Source organism: Curtobacterium guangdongense, from assembly GCF_049341845.1.
GTDB lineage: Bacteria > Actinomycetota > Actinomycetes > Actinomycetales > Microbacteriaceae > Curtobacterium > Curtobacterium guangdongense.
The window spans coordinates 282,994-307,193 of record NZ_JBMPIT010000004.1 but is presented as its reverse complement, the minus strand read 5'-3'; the positions used below and the strand labels follow the sequence as shown (position 1 = coordinate 307,193).

Below are 24,200 nucleotides of genomic sequence, written 5' to 3'. Positions count from 1 at the left end.
TACAAGTCGCCGTGCCACTGCGTACGTTGGGCGGCACTTGTGCCCCGACCCGTGGGCAGAACGACCGACCCGAGGGGAACCAGCAGCAGGTGTTCTTCAACTACGTCACGGAGCGATGGGACCAGATCTGGTTCGCGTCGTGGCAGCACTTCTCGCTGGTCCTCCAGTGCACCGTGCTCGCCACCGTCATCGCCGTGCTGCTCGCAGCACTCGTCTACCGCATCCCCCGGCTGAGATCGGTCGCGAACGAGGTGTCGACCATCGGGTTGACGCTGCCGTCCTTCGCCGTGATCGGCCTGCTGCTCGTCCCGCTCGGGTTCGGCGTCGTGCCGTCCGTCGTGACGGTCACGTTCTTCGCCGCCCTGCCGATCCTCCGCAACGCGGTCGTCGGGCTCTCCGAGATCTCCCCCGCCGTCGTCGAGTCAGCCCGTGGCATCGGGATGGGCCGCTTCCGCACGCTCGTGCAGATCGAGCTGCCGATGGCGTGGCCGATCATCCTGACCGGCGTCCGGGTGTCCGCGCAGATGGTGATGGGCGTCGCCGCCGTCGCCGCGTACGCGCTCGGCCCGGGGCTCGGCGGGTTCATCTTCTCCGGGCTCTCGCGTCTCGGCGGCGCGAACTCCCTCAACTCGGTCGTGGTGGGTGTGGTCGGCGTCGTCCTGCTCGCCCTCGTCCTCGACCTCCTGCTCCTCGGCCTCGGCCGCCTGACCATCTCGCGAGGTATCCGTGTCCAGCACTGACGCAACCCTGTCCCACACCGACGGCTCCCCCGCCGACAGCGACGTCACGGGTCGCAGCATCCTGCTCGACACCGTCACCAAGCGCTACGTCGGCCAGTCGAAGCCCGCCGTCGACGGCATCACGCTCGAGATCCCCGCGGGCAAGATCGTCATGCTCGTCGGTCCTTCCGGCTGCGGCAAGACGACCACGCTCAAGATGATCAACCGCCTGATCGAGCCCACCGAGGGCCGCATCGTGGTGGGCGACGACGACGTCACGTCGATCGACGGCGACGAGCTCCGTCGCCGCATGGGCTACGTCATCCAGGCCGGCGGGCTCTTCCCGCACATGACCGTCGCGGCGAACATCGCGATCGTGCCGAAGATGCTCGGCTGGTCGAAGGAGAAGATCGCGGCCCGTGTCGACGAGCTCCTCGACCTGGTCTCCCTCGACCCCGACACCTACCGCGACCGCTTCCCCCGTGAACTCTCCGGCGGGCAGCAGCAGCGCGTCGGCGTCGCCAGGGCACTCGCCGCGGACCCGCCCGTCCTGCTCATGGACGAGCCGTTCGGTGCGGTCGACCCGATCACCCGCCAGCGCCTGCAGGACGAGCTCCTCCGCATCCAGGAGGAGCTGCACAAGACGATCGTCATCGTCACGCACGACTTCGACGAGGCCGTGAAGCTCGGCGACTGGATCGTGATCTTCTCCGAGGGTGCGCACATCGTGCAGTACGACACCCCGGAGCGCATCCTCGCCGAGCCCGCGAACGAGTTCGTGGAGAACTTCATCGGCTCGGGTGCCGGCCTCAAGCAGCTGACGCTCAACCGCGTGCGCGACGTCGAGCTCGCGCCTGCCGTGACCTGCTCGCCGGGTGAAGAGGCGAAGGCCGTCCTGCAGCGCATGCGCGAGGCGGGCGGCCACGGGCACGCCGTCGTGGTGGACGCCCGTCAGCGTCCGATCGGCTGGCCGACCCGTCGCCAGCTCGAGCGCCTCGACCGCATCCCGGACGGCACCGACCCCGACCTGCCGGTCGTCGGCGAGGCCGCGACGCTCAACGACGCGCTCGACACCATGCTCGTGTCCAGCGCCGGTGCTGCGCTCGTCACCGGTCGCCGCGACTCCTTCCAGGGCGTCATCACGGTCGAGACGGTCATGGACGCGATCACCCGTTCCCGTGCGGCAGCGGCCGAGGAGCAGGCGTACACCCCGGTCGGCACGAACACGAACCCGATCGAGACGCTGCCGTCGTCTCCGGTCCGTGCAGAGGAGCCCGTCGATGAGTGACGTCGTCGCCGATCCGGCGACCAAGCCCGCGAAGTCCACCTGGCGGGGGCTCGTCGTCCAGCCCGTCGCGATCCTCGTCGTGCTCGCCGCGTTCGCCGTCTGGCTGAACACGGCCGACCTGACCGCCACCGAGCGCTCGACGCTCAACCCGGCCGACCTCGTGTCGCTGACCTGGCAGCACCTGCTCCTGACGATCGTCTCCACCGTGATCGTGCTGGTCGTCGGCATCCCGCTCGGCATCGTCCTCACCCGCGGACCGCTCCGCCGGGCCAGCGGCGTGATCCTGGCGATCGCGAACTTCGGGCAGGCCGCGCCCGCCGTCGGGCTCGTGGTGCTCCTCGCGTTCTGGCTCGGGTTCTCGTTCTGGGCCGCGGTGATCGCCCTCGTGCTCTACGCGATCCTGCCGGTGCTGCGGAACACGATCATCGGCATCGAGAGCGTCGACCAGCGCACGGTCGAGGCCGGTCGCGGCATGGGCATGAGCGCGTTCTCCGTGCTCATGCGCGTCGAACTGCCCCTGGCCGTCCCGGTCATGCTCTCCGGCATCCGCACCGCGCTCGTGCTGCTCGTCGGTTCCGCCGCGCTCGCGACCTTCATCGGTGCCGGCGGCCTCGGGCTCCTCATCACCACCGGCGTGAACCTGTTCCTGCCGAAGGTGCTGGTGTCCGGCGCCCTGCTCATCGCGCTCCTGGCGCTGTCCATCGACTGGCTCGGCCGCATCGTCGAGACCGTCGCCCGCCCGAAGGGACTCCGATGACGACCCGAACACAGCGCCGCACGCGGCGGATCGCGGCCACGATCGTCGCCGGTGCAGCCGCCCTGGCGCTCACCGGCTGCGGCCTGCAGCCCGCGGCCTCGTTCGTCCCGGCCGCAGCGCCCGGCACGATCAAGCACATCGACGACCTGCCGGACGACGCGCACATCACGGTGACGTCGAAGAACTTCACGGAGCAGCTCGTGCTCGGCAAGATCGGGGTGCTCGCGGCGAAGGCGGCGGGGTTCCAGGTCACCGACGAGACGAACGTCCCCGGCAGCGTGGCGGTGCGGCAGCTCATGACGAGCCACGACGCCGACATGACGTACGAGTACACCGGCACCGCCTGGCTCACCTACATGGGGCACAAGGAGGGCATCCCGGACAAGCAGGAGCAGTACGAGGCCGTCAAGGACGAGGACGCGGGCAACGGACTGACCTGGCTGCCGCCCGCCCCGATGAACAACACGTACGCGTTCGCGGTGCGGAAGGAGGCGGTCGAGGAGCTCGGCGGCATCACGAAGCTGTCGCAGATCGCCGACCTCCCGGCCGACCAGCGCACGTTCTGCGTCGAGTCGGAGTTCAACTCGCGGTCGGACGGTTTCAAGCCGATGCTCGAGAAGTACGGCCTGCAGCTCGGCGGCTCCGGCGACTCCGCCATCCCGAAGGGCAACGTCGACATCCTCGACACCGGCACCGTCTACACGGCGACCGACCGTGGCAAGTGCAACTTCGGCGAGGTGTTCACCACTGACGGCCGCATCAAGTCGCTCGGCCTGCAGGTGCTCGAGGACGACAAGGGCTTCTTCCCGGCCTACAACGTCGCCCCGGTGCTCTCCACGTCGGCGCTGCAGGAGTACCCGCAGCTCGAGGGCGTCTACGACCAGATCTCCCCGAAGCTGACGGACGCCGTCCTGCAGGAGCTGAACCGGCAGGTCGACGTCGAGGGCCGGGAGCCCGCGGACGTCGCGTTCGACTGGATGGTCAAGGAGGGCTTCATCTCGAAGTCCTGACGGGCGAGCTCGCTCATCGAGGGAACAGAAAACGTCGGGTCCGCCGAGGCGACCCGACGTTTTCTGTTCCCTCGATCGTCGTGGTGAGCACGAGAGGGACGGGAGGCTCGGTGCCAGCTGGCACCGAGCCTCCCGTCCGTCAGCCTGCTGCGATCCGGGCCGCGGTGTCGCGCATCAACGCGACCACCTGGGTGCGCACCTGCTCGGGTTCCGTGCCCTCGTTGCGGGCGGAGCTGCGGAGCGCCGTCATCACCATCCCGAGCAGCATCTCCGCCGCCTGCGGCGTCGCCGCCTCCGGCCCCCACGCCGGGTCGCGCTCGAGCACGGTGCGGACGGCGCCGCTCATCGCCTCGGCGACGGTCGACATCCGCGTGACCTGGCGGCGCATGAGCTGCGGGAAGCGCACGATGAGCTCCTTGCGTTCGTGCCGGTGCCGTTCGTCCCCGAAGGTCTCGCCGAACACCAGGAACGCCAGGTCGACGACCGCCTGCGCCGCCGGTTCGCCCGCGACGGCACGCACGTGTGCCTCGAGGGTCTCGGCGGAGAGGTCGAGCTCGGTGTGCCCGAGGACCGCGTCCTCCTTGCTCTCGAAGTAGTTGAAGAACGTCCGCGGCGAGATGTCCGCGCGCGCGGCGATCTGCTCGATGGTGGTGTGGTCGATGCCGTCCTCGAGCGCGAGCGACCGTGCGGCGTCGGCGATGCGGCTGCGGGTCTCGATGCGTTTGCGGTCGCGCAGACCCATCTCGGACGGTGTGGCGCTGTCGGGCATGGCTCGACTGTAACGACCCTCGGTCATCCACGGGCCGGCGGTCGTGCGCACGCGCCGCGGACGCGTGCGCACGTCCGGTTCAGTGGCCGAGCCCGAACAGGCCGTTGATGATGGCGGTCCCCCAGTTCGCCGCCAGGGTGAACGGTCCGTTGATGAACGGCGTGACAACCGCCGATGCGAGCCCGGTGATGAGGGTGGCGATGCCGGAGAAGATGTCCATGTTCGATGCCTTTCGGTGATTTCGTCAGGCTCGATCGAGCCCGGATCAACCATCATGCGCGAACATGAGATGTAGCATGTCAATATGATGCGACGTCGTTCAGGGACCGGATTGTCAGCCGGCACAAAACTTGCACTCGTGCAACGGGCAGTACGCTCGGGCGCATGACCACTCCCGTGCTCGAGGCCAGGGGCCTCACGAGGACCTACGGCCGAGGTTCCACCCGGTTCGATGCGCTCAAGGGGGTGTCCCTCGCCGTGAACCAGGGGGAGAGCCTGGCGATCGTCGGCAAGTCCGGCTCCGGCAAGTCGACGCTGATGCACCTGCTCGCGCTGCTCGACAAGCCGTCCACCGGGCAGATCCTGCTCGACGGCACGGACGCGGCGACGCTCAGCGCCCGCGACGTGAACCGCACGCGGAACAGCACCTTCGGGTTCGTCTTCCAGCAGTTCTTCCTGACACCGAAGACCTCGGTGCTCGACAACGTCGTGCTGCCGCTGAAGATCGCCGGCGTCTCCGGGGCGGAGCGGAAGCGCCGGGGGATGGCGGCGCTCGACGCGCTCGGGCTGGCGGACAAGGCGAGGAACGACGCGAACGACCTCTCCGGTGGGCAGAAGCAGCGCGTGGTCATCGCCCGCGCGCTCGTCGGGGAGCCGAGCGTCATCTTCGCGGACGAACCGACCGGAAACCTCGACACGAACACGGGCGAGGTGGTCGAGGACATGCTCTTCGGACTGCAGCGCGAGCGGGGGATCACCCTGGTGGTCGTCACCCACGACGAAGAGCTCGCGGCACGCTGCGACCGGAGCGTGAACGTCCGCGACGGGCTCATCGTCGGCGGGTCTTCCGGTCCGTCACCCGATGCGCCCGCCCCGGGTGCCACCGAGCACGGAAGGCACGCAGCATGAACTTCCTCGACCTCCTGCGGACCGCGGTCAGCAACACCTTCCGTTCCAAGCTCCGCACCACGCTCACCGTGATCGCGATCTTCATCGGCGCGTTCACCATCACGCTCACCTCGGCGATCGGCACCGGCGTCGGGAACTACATCGACACCCAGGTCGCGTCGATCGGCGACACCGGGACCCTGACGATCACGAAGACGGTCGACTCGTCCTCCACCGACAGCGGTCCCGCGAAGTACGACCCCGACGCGTCCACGCAGAGCGTCGACCGCGGGCCGGCGTCCTTCGGGTACCTGTCCCAGTCCGACGTCGACAAGATCAAGGGCGTCGACGGGATCGCGTCCGTGCGTCCCGCGGTCGCGCTGAGCCCGAAGTACGCGGAGTACGGCAACGAGGGCAAGTACGTCGTCACGCTCTCCGCCAACGCCGGCGAGCTCAAGGCCGACCTGGCATCGGGCAAGCAGCTCGATGACAAGACGTCCGCGAACCAGGTGATCCTGCCGACGAACTACCTCAAGAACCTCGGCCTCGGTAGCGAGAAGGCCGCAGTCGGCAAGGAGCTCACCTTCGCCGTGGACGACTACCAGGGCGCGGAGCACACCCTGACGGCGACCGTCGTCGGCGTGCAGAACGAGTCGCTGTTCGGCGGCGGAGCCGGTGCGAACGCGGCACTGACGGACGCGATGCAGTCCGCGCAGGAGACCGGCAAGCCCGCGTCGATCGCGACCTCGTACGCGAGTGCCTCGGCGACGCTCGACAGCGGTGCGACGGCGTCCGACGTGAAGAGCGCCCTGTCGAAGGACGGGTACACCGGACAGACGATCCAGGATCAACTCGGCCAGTTCCAGACCGTCATCAACGGCATCGTCGGCGTGCTCAACGCGTTCGCGGTGATCGCCCTGATCGCAGCGGGCTTCGGCATCATCAACACGCTGCTGATGAGCGTCCAGGAGCGGACCCGTGAGATCGGCCTGATGAAGGCGATGGGCATGGGCGGCGGCAAGGTCTACACGCTGTTCTCGCTCGAGGCGGTGTTCATCGGCTTCCTCGGCAGTGCGATCGGCGCCGGTGTCGCGATCGCGCTCGGCACGGGGATCTCGAGCGTCCTGGCCGGCACGGTGCTCAAGGACCTGCCCGGCCTGCAGATCATGCAGTTCGCGCCGTCCTCGGTGATCACGATCATCCTCGTGGTGATGTTCATCGCGTTCCTCGCCGGCACGCTCCCAGCGCGTCGCGCCGCACGGCAGAACCCGATCGAGGCGCTCCGCTACGAGTAGGGAGGCGCCGCGTCAGGAGCCCTGCGTCGCGTGCTGCCAGGCGGCGAAGGCGCCGGCGGCGATGAAGACGACGACGAGCACGATCCAGATCGCCAGTGCGATCACGTTCAGGAGGATGCCCCAGCCGGCACGCCCGCGCGCCAGCGGTTCACGGCTGCGCGATGCGATGCCGAGGCAGAGCCCGACGACCGGTGCGAAGAACGTCCAGCCGGCGAGCAGCGAGCAGATGCCGAGCACGAGGCTGGCGGTCCCGAGTCCGGTCCGGGAAGATGTCGTGGTGGTGACCATGCGTTCGACGCTACGGACGCCGCGGACGCCAGTCGTCCCTCCAGGCGGTGATCCGGGTCCACCTGCGGGCTGATGGTCACCCGTCGCCGGTATCGTCGGTGGCATGGCTCTGTTCGGACGGCGCAGCAAGACCTCGACCGAGCGACCCGTCAGCCAGGTGGAACTCCGTCGTGCCGTCGACGAGGGATTCCTCATCTCGAAGGCCGCCGTGACGATCGCCGTCGCCAACCGCATCATCACCAACTCACTCCGTGACCAGGGGTTCTTCGACCACGCCGTCGCGGCCGAGACCGTGCGCGAGGAACTGCACCGGATGGCCGAGGAACAGCGCGGCGATGCCGAGCGCATGCGGGAGATCCGTTCGAAGGCGATCAAGCAGAAGGGCCGCTCGAAGCACCAGCACGACTACAAGCGCGGCGACGACCTGAAGCTCCGGACGCGCGAAGCCACCTACGAAGAGCTCGCCGCGATGCTCGATCGGCGCCGGGACGACCAGGTGTTCGTCGACGGCATCGTGCTCGCCGCGCGGGCCCGTGCCTGGGACGACATCGGCACGACGGTCGTCGGACGCCTGGGGTGGGCGCAGCGTCCGGCCGAGGGCTACGAGATCGGTCGTGACGACCGGGTGCAGCAGATGCTCGACGAGGACTTCGCGGCGCTGCTCGCGGAGCACCCGCTCGGGTCCGGCCCGAGTGCGGTCGAGGCGGACGCCGACGAGCCCACGGACGCCGACACCGACGGCGACGAGGGCACCGACGCGGCCGACGCCGACACCGCCCGCAGCTAGGCCACGACGTGGTGGACGCAGTGGTGGTCGGGGCGGGGCCGAACGGGCTCGCCGCAGCGGTGACCCTGGCGCGGGCCGGCCTGTCCGTCGAGGTGGTCGAGCGGAACGACACCATCGGCGGGGGAGCCAGGACCGCCGAGCTCACGCTGCCCGGGTTCCACCACGACGTCTGCTCGGCCGTGCACCCGCTGGCGCTGCAGTCGGAGTTCTTCCGTCGCTTCCGCCTCGACGAGCGGATCGACCTGCGGCTGCCCGAGGTGCAGTACGGCCACCCGCTCGACGGCGGCCGTGCCGGGATCGCCCACCAGGACCTCGACCGCACGGCCGCGGAACTCGGTGTCGACGGCCGCGCCTTCCGGAACCTGATGGCCCCACTCGCGCGGAACGCGGACCAGGTGTCGGACTTCGCCACGAACGCGCTGCTGAACGTCCCGAAGCACCCGTTCACCGTCCTGCGGTTCGGCCTGCGGGCGCTGGAGCAGGGGAGCGGTGCCTGGAACGCCCGGTTCCGGGGCGAGGTCGCACCCGCGATGCTGACCGGCGTGGCGGCGCACTCCATCCAGCACATGCCGTCCCTCGCGACCGCCGCAGCGGCCCTGTCGCTCGGCAGCTACGCGCACGCCCGCGGCTGGCCGGTGCCGATCGGCGGCAGCCAGACGATCGTCGACGCGCTCGCGGCCGACCTCGTCGCGCACGGCGGGCGGATCGTCACCGGGCAGGACGTCCGATCGCTCGGGGACCTCACCCCGGCGAAGGCGGTGCTGTTCGACACGAGCGTGCCGGGGATGCTCCGGATCGCGGGCGCGCAGATCCCGACGCCGCGTCGTGGTGCGCTCCGACGGTTCCGTTTCGGCAACGCCGCGGCCAAGGTCGACTTCGCACTGTCCGAACCGGTGCCGTGGACGCACGAGGACCTGCGTCGGGCCGGCACGGTGCACCTGGGCGGCACCCGTGCCGAGATCGCCGCCGCCGAGAACGCGGTCGCGCGGGGTCGGCACGCCGAGCGACCGTACGTCCTCGGGGCGGAGCCGACGGTGGTGGACCCGTCCAGGGCACCGGAGGGCCGCCACGTGTTCTGGGCGTACGCGCACGTCCCCGCCGGATCCGACATCGACCACACCGAGGCCGTCACCCGCCAGATCGAGCGGTTCGCGCCGGGGTTCCGTGACACGATCCTCGCGACGAGCTCCCGGACGGCCGTGGAGATGGCCGCCTACAACCCGGCCTACGTCGGCGGCGACATCGCCGGAGGGGCGGCGAGCTTCTGGCAGCTGGTCAGCCGGCCGGTGCCGTCCGGCGATCCGTGGCGGATGGGCCGTGGCATGTACCTCTGTTCGCAGAGTGCCGCACCGGGGCCCGGTGTGCACGGCATGGCCGGGTGGCGAGCGGCGCGGAGCGCGCTCCGGCACACGTTCGGCTTGCCGGATGCGGTGGACCTGGCCCCGTGACCGAGGTGGGCCCACGCCGCCGGTTCCGGCACGACGCGCCAGCGGCGAGCCGGCCGTGCCGGTGGGGAGAGGCTCGTGGCGGCGCCGCCGCGAGCCTCCCGTTCGTCGCCCGGTCGCCTACTCAGCGCGACTGAACTCGCTGGCTCGGGTCACCTGGTCGTCCGTGAGGGCGACGCCCGTGTAGCGCTCGAACTGGCGCGCCGCCTGCAACGCGATGACCTCGGCGCCGGTGATGACGTGCTTGTCCGCCGCGCGTCCGGCCCGCACGAGCGGCGTCTCGGAGGGGAACGCGACCACGTCGAACACGGTGTGGGCCGCGGCGATCCGGTCCGCGGCGAACGCGACGGTGTCCGCCTGGTCCCCGTTCATGCCGAGCGGCGTGACGTTGACCAGCAGGTCGGCGTCGCCGGCCTCGTCCTCGGTGCGGACCCAGTCGAACCCGTACTGCGACGCGAGGGCCGAGCCGGTGTCCTCGTTGCGGGCGACGACGGTGAGGTGCTCGAACCCGGCGCCGCGGAACGCCGCGATGACCGCCTTTGCCATGCCGCCGGACCCGCGGAGCAGCACCCGTGACGTCGGGTCGGCGTCGTGCGTGCCGAGCAGTGCTGCGACGGCCTCGTAGTCGGTGTTCGAAGCGGTGAGCACGCCGTCGTCGTTGACCACGGTGTTCGCGGACTGGATGGCCGCGGCGGACTCTTCGACGACGTCGACGAGGGGGATGACCGCCTCCTTGAACGGCATGGACACCGAGCAGCCGCGGATCCCGAGTGCGCGGATGCCGGTGACGGCTCCGGGGAGGTCGGTGGTGGTGAACGCCTTGTAGAGGAAGTTCAGCCCGAGCTCGTCGTAGAGGAAGTTGTGGAACCGGGTGCCGATGTTGCTCGGACGGGCGGCGAGCGACATGCACACCTGCATGTCCTTGTTGAGGATGGGCATGCGGCTAGTGTCGCATGCCTCGGAGCCGCACGTTGACGCCGATGGAGCGGTCCATCGCTCAACTGGGATGCATCGTGGCGGCGCGGAGGCGTAGCGTCTCCGGGGATGAGCGATCTTCCTGAGACCATGCGCGCCGTCCGTTTCGACGAGTGGGGCGACCGGACCGTGCTCCGTGTCGCCGAGGTACCCGTCCCCGGAGTCGAGCCGGGGCGTGTCCTCGTCCGTGTCCGAGCCGCCGGGATCAACCCGGGGGAGTCCGCCATCCGCCAGGGGGTGTTCGGCGGGGACCTGCCGTCCGGTCAGGGCACCGACTTCGCCGGGATCGTCGTCGCGGTCGGCGAGGGCGTCGACGGCGTCGACGAGGCCGAAGAGGTCATCGGCTGGTCGTGGGAACGGTCGAGCCAGGCCGAGTACGTGTCGGTCCCGGCCGAGCAGGTCGTGCAGAAGCCGCGGTTGCTCGACTGGACCGTGGCCGGTGGGTTGGACGTCATCGCGACGACCGCGGCGGCTGCTGTCCGTGCCGTGGACCCGAGGGCGGGGGAGACCGTCGTCGTCTCCGGCGCCGCCGGGGGTGTCGGCGGATTCGTCACGCAGCTCCTCACGAACGAGGGCGTCGACGTCATCGCCGTCGCGTCGGAGTCGAACCACGAGTGGCTCGCGTCCAAGAAGGCACGTCCGGTCGCCTACGGGGACGGACTGCAGCAGCGCATCGAGGAGCTGGCGACGAACGGGGTCGACGCGCTCATCGACACGCACGGCGCCGAGTACGTCCACCTCGGCATCGCGCTCGGGATCCCCGCCGACCGCATCGAGACGATCATCGCGTTCGAGGCGGCGGCCGAGGTCGGTGCGCACGCATCCGGCAGCTCGGACACCGCCGATCCCGAGATCCTCGGCGCCCTGGCGAACATGGTGGCAGAGGGCGCGATCGAGGTACCGATCGTCGCGACCTACCCGCTCGAGCGCGTCCAGGACGCCGTCGAGGAGCTCGAGCAGGGGCACACCCGCGGGAAGATCGTCCTCGTTCCCTGAGGCGGGGGTTCTCCCCACCCCGGATCGGGAGGGAGACCACCTTCTGCGGCGATCGACGAGTGCGTAGCGTCGTGGACATGAACGCACTCACCCGACCCCGCAACGGCCGTGTCCTCGCCGGCGTCTGTGCCGGCATCGCCGACCGCTTCGGCTGGTCCCGCACCTTCGTCCGCGTCGCCTGGGTCATCCTGAGCTTCTTCCCCGGCCCGCTCTGGATCGCCTACGTCGTGCTCTGGTTCCTGATGCCCGCCGAGGGCAACCGCCGCTGAGCATCCTCCGTCCGTCCGGACGGGCTCCGTCCGTCCGGACGGGCTCCGTCCGTCCGGACGGGCTCCGTCCGTCCGGACGGGTTAGGGTGGCGACGTGCCGGTCTCCGTCTTCGATCTGTTCAGCATCGGTGTCGGCCCGTCGAGCTCCCACACCGTGGGGCCGATGCGCGCCGCAGCCGAGTTCGCCGACCGCGTCCGGGCACTGCCCGTCGCGACGATCCGCGTCGACCTCTACGGCTCGCTCGCGTCCACCGGACAGGGACACGGGACACTCGGCGCCGTCGCGATCGGGCTCACCGGCGAGCTGCCGGAGGACGTCGATCCCGACGCGATGACCGCGGCGCTCGATGCGCTCGAGGAGACCGGCGTCCTGCGGATGTCCGGCGGGCAGCGCGTGCCGTTCCGGCTCCGCGACATCGTCCAGCACCCCCTGACGATGCTGCCCAGGCACCCGAACGCCATGCGGCTCCGCGCGTTCGACGACACCGGCTCCGAGGTCTCCGTCGAGACCTACTACTCGGTCGGCGGCGGGTTCATCACGCGTGACGGCGACGACGAACCCGCAGCCGTCGCCGAAGCCGCGATCCCCGTCGACGACTCCGTGCCGCACCCGTTCTCCAGCGGCGCGGAACTGCTGGCCGCCTGTGCCGAGACCGGTCTCCCGGTCAGTGGGATCGCCCTCGCCAACGAGGTCGCGACCCGCTCCGAGGACAGCGTCCGCGAGGAGCTGCTCCGCATCCACGGCGTGATGGAGTCGTGCGTCGACCGCAGCGTCCGGCGAACCGGAACCCTGCCCGGCGGGCTCGAGGTCCGACGACGTGCAGCCGACTGGTTCGGACAGCTCACCCGCGACGACCCCGACCACGACCCGCTGTTCGCGATGGAGTGGGTGAACCTCTGGGCCATGGCGGTCAACGAGGAGAACGCATCGGGCGGACGGGTCGTGACGGCGCCGACGAACGGGGCGGCGGGCATCATCCCCGCGGTCCTGGCCTACGCGCTGCACTACGTCGACGGGCTCGACCGCGACGAGGCCGTCGTCCGGTTCCTCCTCACCGCCGGCGCGATCGGGTCGATCTACAAGGAGCGCGCCTCGATCTCCGGCGCCGAGGTCGGCTGCCAGGGCGAGGTGGGCTCCGCCGCGTCGATGGCGGCCGCCGGGCTCGCCGAGGTCCTCGGCGGGACCCCGGAACAGGTCGAGAACGCCGCCGAGATCGCGATGGAGCACAACCTCGGACTGACGTGCGACCCGATCGGCGGGCTCGTACAGATCCCCTGCATCGAACGCAACGCGATCGCGGCGAACAAGGCGGTCAACGCGGCCAGGATGGCGCTCCGCGGGGACGGTGTGCACCACGTGTCGCTGGACCAGGTCGTCGAGACCATGCGGCAGACCGGTGCCGACATGTCGACCAAGTACAAGGAGACCGCGATGGGCGGTCTGGCGGTGAACGTCCCGCTCTGCTGACGTGACCGGTGTGCCGGGGCCGAGCCGGGCCTCCAGGGCTGCGCATGGGGGACCGGACGGGGTACGACGCTCCACAACTGGGGGCGCGCATTCCGGTGTCGACGGCTGTCGGAGTGGCACCTCCGCGGGTTAGCGTGCTCGCGTCCGCTCGATCACCTTGCGGACCGGTGCCCACGGATCGGGCGCCGTGCAGAGTCATGGAGTGACGCCGATGCACCACCGCACCCTCGCTTTCCTGACGGCGACCGCCCTCGCGGCGACGCTCGCCGTCGGTGTCGCCGCACCCGCCTCGGCCGGGACGGCCCCCGCGCCGACTGGTACTGCGCCGACCGTCGCCTCCTCGGGGTCCGTGCCGACGTCCTCGGACCCGACGGACGGCAGGACCCCCGCCGACACCCCGGTCGACCTCACCGTCGTGCTGCGCCCGACGGACCGGACCGCGCTGCGGGACCTGCCGGCCAGCACGGCCGGAGCCGGTCCCGACGAACGGAGCGACGCGGTCGACGCCCTGGCGCCGGAGGAGCCGCACGGCGCAGCGGTCCGGGCCGCGCTCGCCGCAGCGGGGTTCACGGTCACCGACCTGGACACCTGGGAGCTCGAGGCGACCGGGACGGCTGCGCAGGCCGAGGCGCTCTTCGCGACCACCCTCGTCGGGAGCGGCGACGGCATGCACCCCACCGGCGACGTCGTCATCCCGGCGTCCTTCGGCGGCTCCGTGACCACGGTGTTCGGACTCGACACCCGGCCAGCCGCATCGCACGCCGCGCTCCCGGGCGGCTACGCCCCTGCCGACCTCGCCCGGGCCTACGGCTCCTCGAGTGCGGCCAGCGCCGGAGCCGGCACCACCGTCGCGACCGTGCAGCTCTCCGGCTGGGACCGCAACGACGTCGTCGCCTACGCGGCGGCCGTCGGGCGAGCGGTCCCCCCGCTCGACCAGATCGCGATCGACGGCGCCGACGTCCACCGCGCGGACGGCTCCGGCGGCGAGACCGAGGTCGCGCTCGACCAGGAGGCCCTCCTCGCCACGGCACCCTCGGCCAGGCAGCGCGTCTACGTGGCACCGAACTCGTTCCAGGGGCTCTACGACGCGTACAGCCGCATCGCGGACGACGTCCAGGCGTCGGGGATCACCGCCGTCAGCGTCTCGTGGGGCTCCTGCGAGTCGCTGACGTCCGCCGCAGCTCGCGGGGCGATCGACGACGCACTCGACCGCATCGTCGCGGCCGGTGCGACCGTCTTCGCCGCATCGGGCGACGACGGTGCGATGTGCCCGACGGGCCCGAGCTCCAGCGTCCGTTCCGTCACCTACCCGGCGTCGTCCCCTGCCGTCGTCGCCGTGGGCGGGACCTCACTCCGGACCACCGCGTCCGGGACGACCGAGAGTGCCTGGGGCAACCAGTACGGCGCGAGCGGCGGAGGGGTCTCGTCGGCGTACGCCCGCCCCGACTGGCAGACCGGGACCGGCATCTCGGGGACGAAGCGGCTCGTGCCGGACATCGCCTCGGTCGCGGACCCGGCGACCGGACCAGGGATCTACCTCGGCACCGCCCACGGCTTCGCGCTCGGCGGCGGCACGAGTCTCGCGTCTCCGGTCGTCGCGGGCCAGCTCGCCGCGGCGCTCGGCACCCGCGGCTGCACGGTCGGCGTCGGTGACCTGCACCAGACCCTGTACGCGAACCCCCGCGCGTTCCGCGACGTGACCACGGGGTCGAACGGCACCGCGCGGGCGACAGCCGGTCACGACCAGGCAACCGGGCTCGGGACGCCGAACTGGGCCGTCCTCGCGGGGCTGCTGCCGACGGAGTCCTGCAGCGGGGCGACGCCGAACGCGGCCCAGGTGGCCCTCGCCACGGCGACCGCCATCACGGGCTCCTCGACATCGGTGCCGTCCGGGACGTCGATCCGCTCGCCGAAGGGGCTCTACTGGCTCGACATGCAGTCCGACGGACGGCTCGCACTCTGGGGTGGTGGGCGGTTCCAGTGGTCGTCGGGGGTCTCCTCGGCAGGTGCCACGCTCGCGGTGGGCACCGACGGGACACTCGCGGTCCGGTCGACCAGCGGCGCGACGGTGTGGAGTGCCGACACGACGGCATCGGCGGGAGCGCCTCCGGTCCTGCAGGTCACCGACCTCGGCGCGGTGCAGCTCGTCCGCGGGACCACGGTGCTGTGGCAGTACCTCCCCGCGACACGAGACCGTCTGCTGCCGGGCGCGAGCCTCGTCCCAGGACAGGAGATCCGCGACGTCACCGGCACCAGACGCTTCATCCTCCGCAGCGATGGACAGCTCAGGATCATCCTCGCCGGGTCGACGCCCTTCGTCGTCGACGGCGGTCGGGGCAGTTCGCTCCGCGTGCAGACGGACGGCAACGTCGTGCTCTACAGCGCCGTCGGGAAGGCGAAGTGGTCGACACGGACGGGGCGGTACGGGTCGAAGGACCTGGTGCTGCGGCTGCTGCGGAACGGGGACCTCGTGGTGAACCAGGGCACGGCGATGCGCTGGCACTCCGGAACGAGGGGCTGACGGGCGCGCTCGGTGGGCGGGCGGCGGTGCTCGCGGGTCGCCGACAGCGGTGCTCGGGTCGCTGACGGCGGTGCTCGGGTCGCTGACGGCGGTGCTCGGGTCGCTGACGGCGGTGCTCGGGTCGCGTCAGCTCGCGAGGAGCGTCAGGAGTCGGGACGTCTCCGTCGTGATCGCGTCGCGGCCGGCGGCGACGTACTTCCGCGGGTCGACCAGCTCCGGCCGCTCGTCGAGCACGTCCCGGAGCGCCCGGGTGAAGAGCCCGTTGAGGTGCGTCGAGATGTTGATCTTCGTCATCCCCGCCGCCACCGCACCACGGAGCTCGTCGTCCGACAGCCCCGACGACCCGTGGAGCACGAGGGGCACCGGCACGGCGTCGTGCAGCCGCGCGATCAGGTCGCGGTCGACGGCGGCCTCGCGGGTCTGCATCGCGTGCGAGGTGCCGACCGCGACCGCGAGGGCGTCGACCCCCGTCGCGGCCACGAACGCCGCGGCGTCGGCCGGGTCGGTGCGGACCCCCGGTGCGTGCACCCCGTCCTTGCCGCCGACCTCGCCGAGTTCGGCCTCGATCGCGATGCCGGCCGCGTGGCAGCGGTCCGCCAGGACCCGGGTGGCGGCGACGTTCGCGGCGTAGTCGAGGTGCGAACCGTCGTACATGATCGAGTCCACCCCGAGCGCGATGCCCTCGGCGACCAGGTCGGCGTCCTCGACGTGGTCGAGGTGCACGAGGACCTCGACGTCGGCCGAGCGCGCGATCGCCTGGGTCGCGGTCGTGATGGGTGCGAGAGCGCCGTGGTACCGGACGCAGTTCTCGCTGATCTGCAGGATCACCGGCAGACCGGCGGCGGCAGCGCCCGCGACGATCGCCTCGGCGTGCTCGAGTAGGACGACGTTGAACGCCCCGATGCCGTGCCGGGTCGATCGGGCGGTGTCGAGGAGCCCGGTGAGGGCCAGGTCGGTGATCATGCGGGACTCCTGGTGGGGTCGAGGGCGGAGAGGAACCGGTGGGCGGCGTCGTGGTCGATCTCGCCGGCGACGGGACGGAGGACCGCTGCCGCGCCGAACGCGGCCGCCGTGCGCAGTGCCACGACGGTGTCGGCGCCGCGGGACAGTGCGAGGACCAGGCCGGCGGTCGCGGCGTCCCCCGCGCCGGTGGGGTTGCCGGCGACGCCGGGCACGGCGGGCACCTCGACCACCTCGTCGGGCGTGTGTGCCGCGATGCCGTCGGCGCCGCGTGAGACCACGACCAGCCCTGCACCGCGTCGGAGCAGGTCGAGCGCCCCGGCGCGTTCGTCCGGGAGGCCCGTGGCGTCGGCGAGTTCCTCGCGGTTCGGCTTGCACACGGTGGCACCGGCGTCGGCGGCCGCGAGGAGGGACGGGCCGGAGAGATCGGCGACCACCAGGACCCCCGCGGCGACGGCGTCCGTCACCCAGGGGACGACCACGGTCGGTTCGGCACCCGCGGGGAGCGAGCCCGAGAGCACGAGCGCGACGGATCCACCCGGCGCAGGTGTCGTCCCGAGGGCGGCCCGGACGGCGTCGTCGACCAGGGACGACGACCCGGGCGGCACCGACGGCCCGGGCTCGCCGAACATCGTGGGGTGGGCGAGGTCGTCGACCACCGTCACGGTGGTGCGCGTCTCGCCGGGGACCGGGACCGTGGTCGCATCGAGCCCGAGGGCTGCCACCGCATCGGCCACCCAGATCCCGGCGGCGCCGCCGAGCGGCAGGACCGAGTGGGTCCGGACACCCTCGGCGTGCAGCACCCGGGCGACGTTGAGCCCCTTGCCGCCGGGTCGTCGGTCCACGGTCCGGACGCGTTGGGTCGTGCCGACGCGCTGTTCGTCGACGCGGTAGGTGACGTCCACTGCGGGGTTGGGCGTGACGACGACGATCATGCGAGGACCCCTCCGGTGAGCGGACGGGCGCGGAGCCGATCGGCGTCGAGCACGAGCACGTCCGCGCGAGACCCAGGGCTGAGCGGCTCCGGGAGGCCGAGCAGCGCCGCGGCGTTGCCCGACGAGAGGGCGACGGCTTCGGCGATGGCTCCCAGCCCGCTCGCGAGCACGCGGGCGACGGCGTCCGCGATCGTGCTCGTGCTGCCGGCGAGCGACGAGCCGTCGGCGAGCATCGCGACACCGTCGGACACCACGACGTCCGATCCGGCGATCCGGTAGCGCCCGTCCGGGCACCCGGTCGCGGCCATCGCGTCGGACACGAGCACCATCCGGCCGGCGGCGCTGCGGCGGACCAGGTCCACCGTGACGGCGTCGAGGTGGTGACCGTCCACGATCGCTTCGACGGACAGGCGGTCGTCGGTCAGGGCGACGCCGACCGGGCCGGGATCGCGGTGGTGCAGAGGGGGCATGCCGTTGAAGACGTGGGTGACGAGTCGCGCACCGGCATCAACGGCGCGTGTGACCGTGTCGGCGTCCGCGTCGGTGTGCCCGATCGCCACGACGATCCCGGCGTCCGTGAGCCGGCCGACCGTGTCGAGTGCGCCGGGCAGCTCCGGCGCCAGGGTGACGATCCGGAGCGCGTCGCCCGCGGCGTCGAGGTACCCGACGACCTCGGCCGTCGTCGGTGCGTGCAGCAGGTCGGGTGTGTGTGCTCCCCGTCGGGCGGGCGAGAGCCACGGCCCCTCGAGGTGCAGTCCGACGAGCGTGCCGTCCGCGACCAGTGGCCGGAGCCGACGGAGTGCCGCCACGGTGTCCGCAGGGGTGCCGGTCGCGATCGACGCGACGAGCGACGTCGTTCCGCGGTCGGCGTGGAAGGCGGCCACGGCGCGGGCGTCGTCCGCGGTGCAGGTCGCGAAGTCGTGGCCGAGCGCACCGTGCGCGTGCAGGTCGACGAAGCCGGGCACGACCGTGCCGTCGGTCTGGACCACGTGGTCGTGGGGCGGGGCGTCCCCGGATCCCACGGCGGCCACCAGCCCGTCCTCGACGAGCAACCAGCCCCCGTCGACCGTCCGGGTCGGGGTGACGAGCCGCGCGGAGCGGACGAGCGTGCTCACCGCGTGCCCTCGGCGACGAGCGGCGTGCCCTCGGCGACGAGCGACGTGCCCTCGGCGACGAGCGGCGTGCCCGTCGCGACGCGCGTGCCGCCCGCGAGGAGATCGCGTGCGAGCAGGCCCGCCCCGATCGCACCGGCCGCGTCACCGTGCCGTGCGGGCACGACCGCGGGGACACGCAGCCCGGCGAGCCGGTCCGTGACCGCCGCACGGAGGGGGTCGAACAGGAGCGGGCCGGACCGGGCCAGGCCCCCGCCGACGACGATCGTGTGGCATCCGGCAACCGCGGTGGTCCACCCGATGACGTCGGCGAGGACCTCGACGCACTCGTGCCAGACCCGGACGGCGGTCGGGTCGCCCTGCTGCACGAGGAGCATGGCGGCGTGCGCGCTCTCGACACCCGTCCGGCGGGCGACGGCACCGGCCGAGGCGATCTCCTCGACCCGGGCTCCGGCGTGCGGTCCGTGTGCGAGGCGGACCTGGCCGACCTCGCCGGCCCATCCGCCGCCGTCCACCACCCTGCCGTCGACGACGAGCGCACTCGCGAGCCCGGTGCCGATCGGCAGGAAGACGGCGGAGCCCTCGTCGAGGCCACCCGATCGGACCTCGGCGAGGGCACCGGCTCGGACGTCGTGCCCGAAGGCGAGCGGCACGTCGACGCCGTGGGCGAGCAACGCCGCGAGCACCCGCGCACGCACCGGGACGTCCCGCCAACCGAGGTTGACCGAGAGCACCGAGGTGCCGGCCCGCTCGTCGACGACACCGGGGACGACGACCCCGACGGCATCGAGCGAGACGCCGTCGACGGCATCGAGCGCGAGGTCCGCGACGGTCTCAGCGAGCCGCTCCGCGTCGGGGTCGTCCTTCGGCGTCGGCACGCGGTGCTCGACGAGGACCTGCCCGTCGGCGTCGGTCAGTCGGGCCTTGATGCCCGTGCCGCCGACGTCGACCCCGAGCACGGCCCCGCTGCCGCCCATCAGGTGAGGATGACCGAGCGGGTCAGGGAACGCGGGTGGTCCGGGTCCAGCCCGCGACGTTCGGCCAGCGCGACCGCGAAGCGGTGCACGACGACGAGCCCGGCGATCGGGTCGAGGTCGTGGTGGACGAAACGGGCTCCGGTCGCGGCGACCTCGTCCGGCAGCCCGTCGGGGGTGCTGCCGAGGGACCAGACGAGTCGACCGGGCTGCGCGATCGCGATCGGGCCGTGCCGGTAGTCCATCGCGGGGTACGACTCAGCCCAGAACTGCGCGGCTTCGCGGGTCTTCAGTGCTGCCTCGAACGTCAGGCCGACGGCGGCGCCGCGACCCACGAACGTCACCTGCTCGGCGTCGAGGAGGTCGTCGATCGGCAGCGCGAGCGCCGCTTCCGCCTGGACGGCCAGGGCCTCGACGTCGTCGCCGATGGACGCGCGCAGCAGGGCGAGCGTCGTCGTCGCGAAGCGGGTCTGGACGACCGAACGCTCGTCGGCGAACGGCAGCGCGATCGTGTCGTCCGCCACCGCCGCCGCCGGGCTGTCCGGCACGGCGGTGATCAGCACGGTGCGCTGCGTGGGGAGGTCGGCGAGCAGGGACACGATCTCGGTCGTGGTGCCGGACCGGCTGATCGTCACGACGCGGTCGTACTCGCGTCCGGTCGGGTACTCGGAGCCCGCGAACGCGTCGGTGACCCCGAGCCCGGCCTGCTCGCGGGCCACGGCGTAGCTCATCGCGATGAACCAGCTGGTCCCGCACCCGACGACGGCGACCCGTTCGCCTGGCTGGGGGAGGGTGTCGACGAAGGAGGGGAGCAGGGCGGCCGCAGCGCGCCAGGTCTCCGGCTGCGACGCGAGCTCCTCGCTCACGAAGGTGTCGGTCATGGGTGCCTTCCGGTCCGGTCTCGATCCGGGTGATCGATGGTCGGAAGCATAGCGAGCGATCGTGCGCGATGCGAGAGGAAAACGTCAATTCCGATCAGCAACCGAGCACGGCACGCCCGTAGGATGGCCCTCATGACTCCGCAACAGCGGCTCAACGCCCTGCTCGAACTCGTGAGCGAACGGGGCAACGTGTCGATCTCCGAGATCGGCGAGATGCTCGGGATCTCCCCGGCCACCGCTCGCCGCGACCTCGCGACCCTCGCCGACCAGCGCCTGGTCACCCGCACGCACGGCGGGGCCGCCGCGCTCGGCGCCGGGTACGAGCTGCCGCTGCAGTACAAGATCGCCCGGCAGGCAGAGGCCAAGACGGCGATCGCCCGTGCGACGACGGCGCTCATCGCCCCGGGTGACACCGTCGGGCTGAACGGCGGGACCACCACCACCGAGGTCGCGAGGGAGCTCGGCAAGAGCGAGCGTTTCATCCGGGCAGACGGCGAGTACGGCGTTACGATCGTCACGAACGCGCTGAACATCGGGTACGAGCTGTCGGTGCGCGCCAACGTCAAGATCGTCGTCACCGGCGGCGTCGCACGTCGGCAGTCCTACGAACTCGTCGGCCCGCTCGTCCGCGACACGCTCGACGAGTTCGCGCTCGACGTCGTCGTGCTCGGCGTCGACGGCCTGACCGGCCAGTACGGCGCCACCACCATGCACGAGGGAGAAGCCGAGGTCAGTCGGCACTTCGCGTCCGTCGGGCGTCGGGTGATCGTCGTGGCGGACTCCACCAAGATCGAGCGCTCGACGTTCGCGCGCATCTGCCCGCTCGACCGGATCGACGTCCTGGTCACCGACCAGCAGGTCCCGCCGACGTTCGCGGCCGACCTCGCCGCCGCGGGCGTGGAGCTCGTCGTCGCCGACTGAGCCGGACCGGGGCTGACGGGCCCGCCAGCACCACCACGTCGCGCCCGGACGTTACCGGCGTGTAAAACCCTCGCATCTCGCTTCCGTGAGCGATCCGTGAGCGCCTATTGTGCATTCATGATCGATTCGGCATCATGGGCGTCACAATCACGCAAGGGAGCGAGATGAGCGTCGACACGTACGAAGGACTCCGCATCGCGGTGATCGGCATGGGCCAGCGGTCCGTTATCGCACGCCACGTCGCCGAGGCGGTCGCCTCGAGCACCGATCTGGAGGCTCGGATCACCGCCGTCGCGGACGTCACCGCCGACGGGCGGGAGCGCGGACGCAGCGAGTACCCGGACGCGCTGGTGGTGGAGTCCCACCGTGACCTCGTCGGCGCGGTGGACGCGGCGATCGTCACGACCCCGGACTGGACCCACGCCGAGATCGCGATCGACCTGCTCCGCGCGGGCATCGCGGTCTACCTCGAGAAGCCCCTCGCCATCACGGTCGAGGACGCGGACGCCGTGCTCAACACCGCGGCCGAGACGGGAACCCCGCTGTACGTCGGCCACAACTTCCGGCACGCCGCCGTCGTCCGGCTCATGCGGGAGATCGTCGAACGCGGCGAGATCGGCGAGGTCAAGGCCGTCTGGTGCCGCCACTTCGTCGGGAACGGCGGCGACTACTACTTCAAGGACTGGCACGCCGACCGCACGAAGGTCAACTCGCTGCTGCTGCAGAAGGCGAGCCACGACCTCGACGTCATCCACGCCCTCGCCGGCGGGTACACGAGCCGTGTCGTCGGGATGGGCTCGCTGTCCGTCTACGGCGACGTCACCGATCGTCGCGACCGCAGCGGTGAGCTCATGGGGGACTGGTTCTCGCTCGACAACTGGCCGCCGCTCGAGCAGACCGGCCTGAACCCCGTCGTCGACGTCGAGGACGTCTCGATGGTGATGATGACCCTCGACAACGGCGTGCAGGCGAGCTACGAGCAGTGCCACTTCACCCCGGACTACTGGCGGAACTACACCGTGATCGGGACCGAAGGCCGGCTCGAGAACATCGGCGACACCGGCGGCGGCGTGGTCAAGGTCTGGAACCACCGCCGCGGGTGGGACGTCCAGGGGGACCGCGAGTACCCGATCGACGGCGTCGACTCCGGCCACGCGGACGCCGACCTCCTCACCATGACCGAGTTCCTGCGCAGCGTCGCACTCGGCGAACCGACCTCACTGTCCCCGGTCGCGGCGCGAGCCGCGGTCGCCGCCGGTGCCCTGGCGACCCGCTCGCTGCGGGGCGGCTCCGTGCCCATCGACGTCCCGAGCCTCCCGGCCGAGACGATCTTCCACTTCACCCTCCCCACCCAGACCGTCACGCGCTGACGGCCGTGCGAAAGGACCACCCGATGACCGCACACTTCCCCGCCCGAGGAGCCCGACGCATCCTCTTCGGCGCCGTCGCCGCCCTCGGCGCAGCCGCCCTGCTCGCCGGGTGCTCGACCTCTTCGGGCGCCGCGGGTTCCGGCGGCGACTACGAGAAGGTGTCGAAGGACACCAAGGCGACCCTGGACTACGCCGTCTGGGACGAGAACCAGGTCAAGGCGATCAAGGCCAACATCAAGGGCTTCAACGAGGAGTACCCCGACATCACGGTCAACGTCGACGTCACCCCGTTCGCCAACTACTGGACGAAGCTCCAGACGCAGGGCTCGAGCAACACGCTCCCCGACCTGTTCTGGATGAACGGTCCGAACTTCCAGCTGTACGCGGCCAACGGCAAGATCGCGCCGATCACCGGCGAGGTGAAGGCCGGCGCGATCGACCCGAAGAACTACTCGTCGGCGCTCAACGAGCTCTACACGTACGACGGCACCCAGTACGGCGTCCCGAAGGACTTCGACACGATCGGCGTCTGGATGAACAAGTCGCTGTTCGAGCAGGCCGGCGTCGCGATGCCGTCGAAGGACTGGACCTGGGACGACTTCCAGAAGACCGGCGCCGAGCTCTCCGAGAAGCTCAAGGCGCAGGGTGCGTACGGTGCCGCCGGCGGCATGGACGGGCAGACGACCTACTACGACACCATCTTCCAGGCCGGCGGATCCGTCCTGAACGACGACGCCACGAAGTCCGAGTACGCGTCCAAGGCGTCCGAGGAAGGCCTGCAGTTCTGGACCGACCTCATCAAGTCGGGGGCGTCGCCGTCGATCAAGCAGCTGACCGACACGACCGCCGACCAGTGGTTCACGTCCGGGAAGCTCGCGATGTACCAAGGCGGCAGCTGGTTCCGCTCGGCGCTGACCGGCACCGACATGGAGAAGGACGTCGTCGTCTACCCGCTGCCGAAGGGCAAGGAGCAGGCGACGGTCATCCACGGCGTCTCGAACGTGGTGGCAGAGGGCAGCAAGAACAAGGCAGCGGCCCAGGCGCTGCAGGTGTACCTCGCCGGCAAGACCGCGCAGCAGCAGCAGGGCGACATGGGCGCCGTGATCCCGGCCTACACCGGCACGCAGGACGCCTTCACGAAGACCATGCCCGACGCCGACCTGCAGGTCTTCCTCGACGCGGTCGACTACGCCAAGCCGCTGCCCGTCTCGAAGAACACCGCCGCGTGGAACACCCTCGAGACGAACCTGCTCCCGAGTGCGTTCGACGGGTCGAAGCCCGTCGACGAGGTCGCGAAGGACCTCGCCCAGAAGATGGACACCGCCCTCGGCAAGGAGAAGTGACGCCCCGGCG

24 protein-coding genes are annotated in these 24,200 nt (G+C 71.3%); 15 read left to right on the top strand and 9 right to left on the bottom strand.

Annotated elements, in window-relative coordinates; genetic code table 11:
* The first annotated feature begins 89 nt into the window (after positions 1 to 89).
* The 4 genes from ACO0E1_RS08050 to ACO0E1_RS08035 are packed head-to-tail and all read left to right on the top strand — an operon-like array spanning position 90 to position 3,774.
* Positions 90 to 740, top strand: a complete 651-nt coding sequence (locus ACO0E1_RS08050; protein ID WP_422873788.1) for an ABC transporter permease — start codon at positions 90 to 92, stop codon at positions 738 to 740.
* Positions 727 to 2,007, top strand: a complete 1,281-nt coding sequence (locus ACO0E1_RS08045; protein WP_422873702.1) for an ABC transporter ATP-binding protein — start codon at positions 727 to 729, stop codon at positions 2,005 to 2,007. Before ACO0E1_RS08050 ends, ACO0E1_RS08045 begins: the two co-directional genes overlap by 14 nt.
* Positions 2,000 to 2,764 carry an ABC transporter permease gene (locus ACO0E1_RS08040; RefSeq protein ID WP_422873701.1) on the top strand — a complete coding sequence of 255 codons (765 nt, stop codon included), beginning with the start codon at positions 2,000 to 2,002 and terminating at the stop codon, positions 2,762 to 2,764. The genes ACO0E1_RS08045 and ACO0E1_RS08040 overlap by 8 nt, the downstream gene beginning before the upstream one ends.
* Positions 2,761 to 3,774, top strand: a complete 1,014-nt coding sequence (locus ACO0E1_RS08035; protein WP_422873700.1) for a glycine betaine ABC transporter substrate-binding protein — start codon at positions 2,761 to 2,763, stop codon at positions 3,772 to 3,774. The genes ACO0E1_RS08040 and ACO0E1_RS08035 overlap by 4 nt, the downstream gene beginning before the upstream one ends.
* 139 nt (positions 3,775 to 3,913) lie before the next feature.
* On the opposite strand, the gene ACO0E1_RS08030 is transcribed toward ACO0E1_RS08035, so the two are convergent.
* Entirely contained in the window at positions 3,914 to 4,543 is a 630-nt protein-coding gene (locus ACO0E1_RS08030; RefSeq protein WP_422873699.1) for a TetR/AcrR family transcriptional regulator, read from the bottom strand.
* Between the two features lie 79 nt (positions 4,544 to 4,622).
* Positions 4,623 to 4,763 carry a hypothetical protein gene (locus ACO0E1_RS08025; RefSeq protein ID WP_422873698.1) on the bottom strand — a complete coding sequence of 47 codons (141 nt, stop codon included), beginning with the start codon at positions 4,761 to 4,763 and terminating at the stop codon, positions 4,623 to 4,625.
* A gap of 164 nt (positions 4,764 to 4,927) precedes the next feature.
* Between ACO0E1_RS08025 and ACO0E1_RS08020 the strand changes: the two genes are divergently transcribed.
* On the top strand, positions 4,928 to 5,671 hold the full coding sequence (locus ACO0E1_RS08020) for an ABC transporter ATP-binding protein (protein WP_422873697.1): 744 nt from the start codon (positions 4,928 to 4,930) through the stop codon (positions 5,669 to 5,671).
* The gene (locus tag ACO0E1_RS08015; protein WP_422873696.1) at positions 5,668 to 6,945 is read left to right on the top strand and encodes an ABC transporter permease; all 1,278 of its coding nucleotides are present in this window, start codon (positions 5,668 to 5,670) and stop codon (positions 6,943 to 6,945) included. The genes ACO0E1_RS08020 and ACO0E1_RS08015 overlap by 4 nt, the downstream gene beginning before the upstream one ends.
* A gap of 12 nt (positions 6,946 to 6,957) precedes the next feature.
* Here ACO0E1_RS08015 and ACO0E1_RS08010 read toward each other — a convergent pair whose 3' ends face one another.
* On the bottom strand, positions 6,958 to 7,233 hold the full coding sequence (locus tag ACO0E1_RS08010; protein ID WP_422873695.1) for a hypothetical protein: 276 nt from the start codon (positions 7,231 to 7,233) through the stop codon (positions 6,958 to 6,960).
* A 103-nt stretch (positions 7,234 to 7,336) separates the two neighbouring features.
* On the opposite strand from ACO0E1_RS08010, the gene ACO0E1_RS08005 reads away from it, so the two are divergent.
* Together ACO0E1_RS08005 and ACO0E1_RS08000 are read left to right on the top strand one after the other, a co-directional pair.
* Entirely contained in the window at positions 7,337 to 8,020 is a 684-nt protein-coding gene (locus ACO0E1_RS08005) for a hypothetical protein (protein ID WP_422873694.1), read from the top strand.
* Positions 8,021 to 8,028: 8 nt separating this feature from the next.
* A complete protein-coding gene (locus ACO0E1_RS08000; protein ID WP_422873693.1) occupies positions 8,029 to 9,468 on the top strand; it encodes a phytoene desaturase family protein in 1,440 nt (479 codons plus the stop codon).
* A 117-nt stretch (positions 9,469 to 9,585) separates the two neighbouring features.
* On the opposite strand, the gene ACO0E1_RS07995 is transcribed toward ACO0E1_RS08000, so the two are convergent.
* Positions 9,586 to 10,404: a shikimate 5-dehydrogenase gene (locus ACO0E1_RS07995; protein ID WP_422873692.1), complete on the bottom strand. Its 819-nt coding sequence runs from the start codon at positions 10,402 to 10,404 to the stop codon at positions 9,586 to 9,588.
* Between the two features lie 105 nt (positions 10,405 to 10,509).
* On the opposite strand from ACO0E1_RS07995, the gene ACO0E1_RS07990 reads away from it, so the two are divergent.
* From ACO0E1_RS07990 to ACO0E1_RS07975, 4 genes are all read left to right on the top strand, one after another.
* Entirely contained in the window at positions 10,510 to 11,436 is a 927-nt protein-coding gene (locus ACO0E1_RS07990; RefSeq protein ID WP_422873691.1) for an NADP-dependent oxidoreductase, read from the top strand.
* A gap of 77 nt (positions 11,437 to 11,513) precedes the next feature.
* Positions 11,514 to 11,705 carry a PspC domain-containing protein gene (locus ACO0E1_RS07985; RefSeq protein ID WP_281266148.1) on the top strand — a complete coding sequence of 64 codons (192 nt, stop codon included), beginning with the start codon at positions 11,514 to 11,516 and terminating at the stop codon, positions 11,703 to 11,705.
* A gap of 94 nt (positions 11,706 to 11,799) precedes the next feature.
* Entirely contained in the window at positions 11,800 to 13,173 is a 1,374-nt protein-coding gene (locus ACO0E1_RS07980) for an L-serine ammonia-lyase (protein ID WP_422873690.1), read from the top strand.
* A 211-nt stretch (positions 13,174 to 13,384) separates the two neighbouring features.
* Positions 13,385 to 15,694 carry a protease pro-enzyme activation domain-containing protein gene (locus ACO0E1_RS07975; protein ID WP_422873689.1) on the top strand — a complete coding sequence of 770 codons (2,310 nt, stop codon included), beginning with the start codon at positions 13,385 to 13,387 and terminating at the stop codon, positions 15,692 to 15,694.
* A 126-nt stretch (positions 15,695 to 15,820) separates the two neighbouring features.
* On the opposite strand, the gene ACO0E1_RS07970 is transcribed toward ACO0E1_RS07975, so the two are convergent.
* The 5 genes from ACO0E1_RS07970 to ACO0E1_RS07950 are packed head-to-tail and all read right to left on the bottom strand — an operon-like array spanning position 15,821 to position 20,556.
* On the bottom strand, positions 15,821 to 16,657 hold the full coding sequence (locus ACO0E1_RS07970) for a class II fructose-bisphosphate aldolase (protein ID WP_422873688.1): 837 nt from the start codon (positions 16,655 to 16,657) through the stop codon (positions 15,821 to 15,823).
* Positions 16,654 to 17,589 carry a 1-phosphofructokinase family hexose kinase gene (locus ACO0E1_RS07965; RefSeq protein ID WP_422873687.1) on the bottom strand — a complete coding sequence of 312 codons (936 nt, stop codon included), beginning with the start codon at positions 17,587 to 17,589 and terminating at the stop codon, positions 16,654 to 16,656. Before ACO0E1_RS07965 ends, ACO0E1_RS07970 begins: the two co-directional genes overlap by 4 nt.
* On the bottom strand, positions 17,586 to 18,704 hold the full coding sequence (gene nagA / locus ACO0E1_RS07960; protein ID WP_422873686.1) for an N-acetylglucosamine-6-phosphate deacetylase: 1,119 nt from the start codon (positions 18,702 to 18,704) through the stop codon (positions 17,586 to 17,588). Before nagA ends, ACO0E1_RS07965 begins: the two co-directional genes overlap by 4 nt.
* On the bottom strand, positions 18,701 to 19,678 hold the full coding sequence (locus ACO0E1_RS07955; RefSeq protein ID WP_422873685.1) for an ROK family protein: 978 nt from the start codon (positions 19,676 to 19,678) through the stop codon (positions 18,701 to 18,703). Before ACO0E1_RS07955 ends, nagA begins: the two co-directional genes overlap by 4 nt.
* The gene (locus ACO0E1_RS07950) at positions 19,678 to 20,556 is read right to left on the bottom strand and encodes an SIS domain-containing protein (RefSeq protein ID WP_422873684.1); all 879 of its coding nucleotides are present in this window, start codon (positions 20,554 to 20,556) and stop codon (positions 19,678 to 19,680) included. Before ACO0E1_RS07950 ends, ACO0E1_RS07955 begins: the two co-directional genes overlap by 1 nt.
* Before the next feature lie 132 nt (positions 20,557 to 20,688).
* Here ACO0E1_RS07950 and ACO0E1_RS07945 point away from each other — a divergent pair, with 132 nt between their 5' ends.
* The 3 genes from ACO0E1_RS07945 to ACO0E1_RS07935 all read left to right on the top strand — a co-directional run bounded on the left by ACO0E1_RS07945 (position 20,689) and on the right by ACO0E1_RS07935 (position 24,190).
* Positions 20,689 to 21,477, top strand: a complete 789-nt coding sequence (locus ACO0E1_RS07945; protein ID WP_422873683.1) for a DeoR/GlpR family DNA-binding transcription regulator — start codon at positions 20,689 to 20,691, stop codon at positions 21,475 to 21,477.
* A 164-nt stretch (positions 21,478 to 21,641) separates the two neighbouring features.
* Entirely contained in the window at positions 21,642 to 22,847 is a 1,206-nt protein-coding gene (locus tag ACO0E1_RS07940) for a Gfo/Idh/MocA family protein (RefSeq protein WP_422873682.1), read from the top strand.
* A 23-nt stretch (positions 22,848 to 22,870) separates the two neighbouring features.
* Positions 22,871 to 24,190, top strand: coding sequence for an ABC transporter substrate-binding protein (locus ACO0E1_RS07935; protein ID WP_422873681.1), 1,320 nt, complete (start codon positions 22,871 to 22,873; stop codon positions 24,188 to 24,190).
* Positions 24,191 to 24,200: the final 10 nt, after the last annotated feature.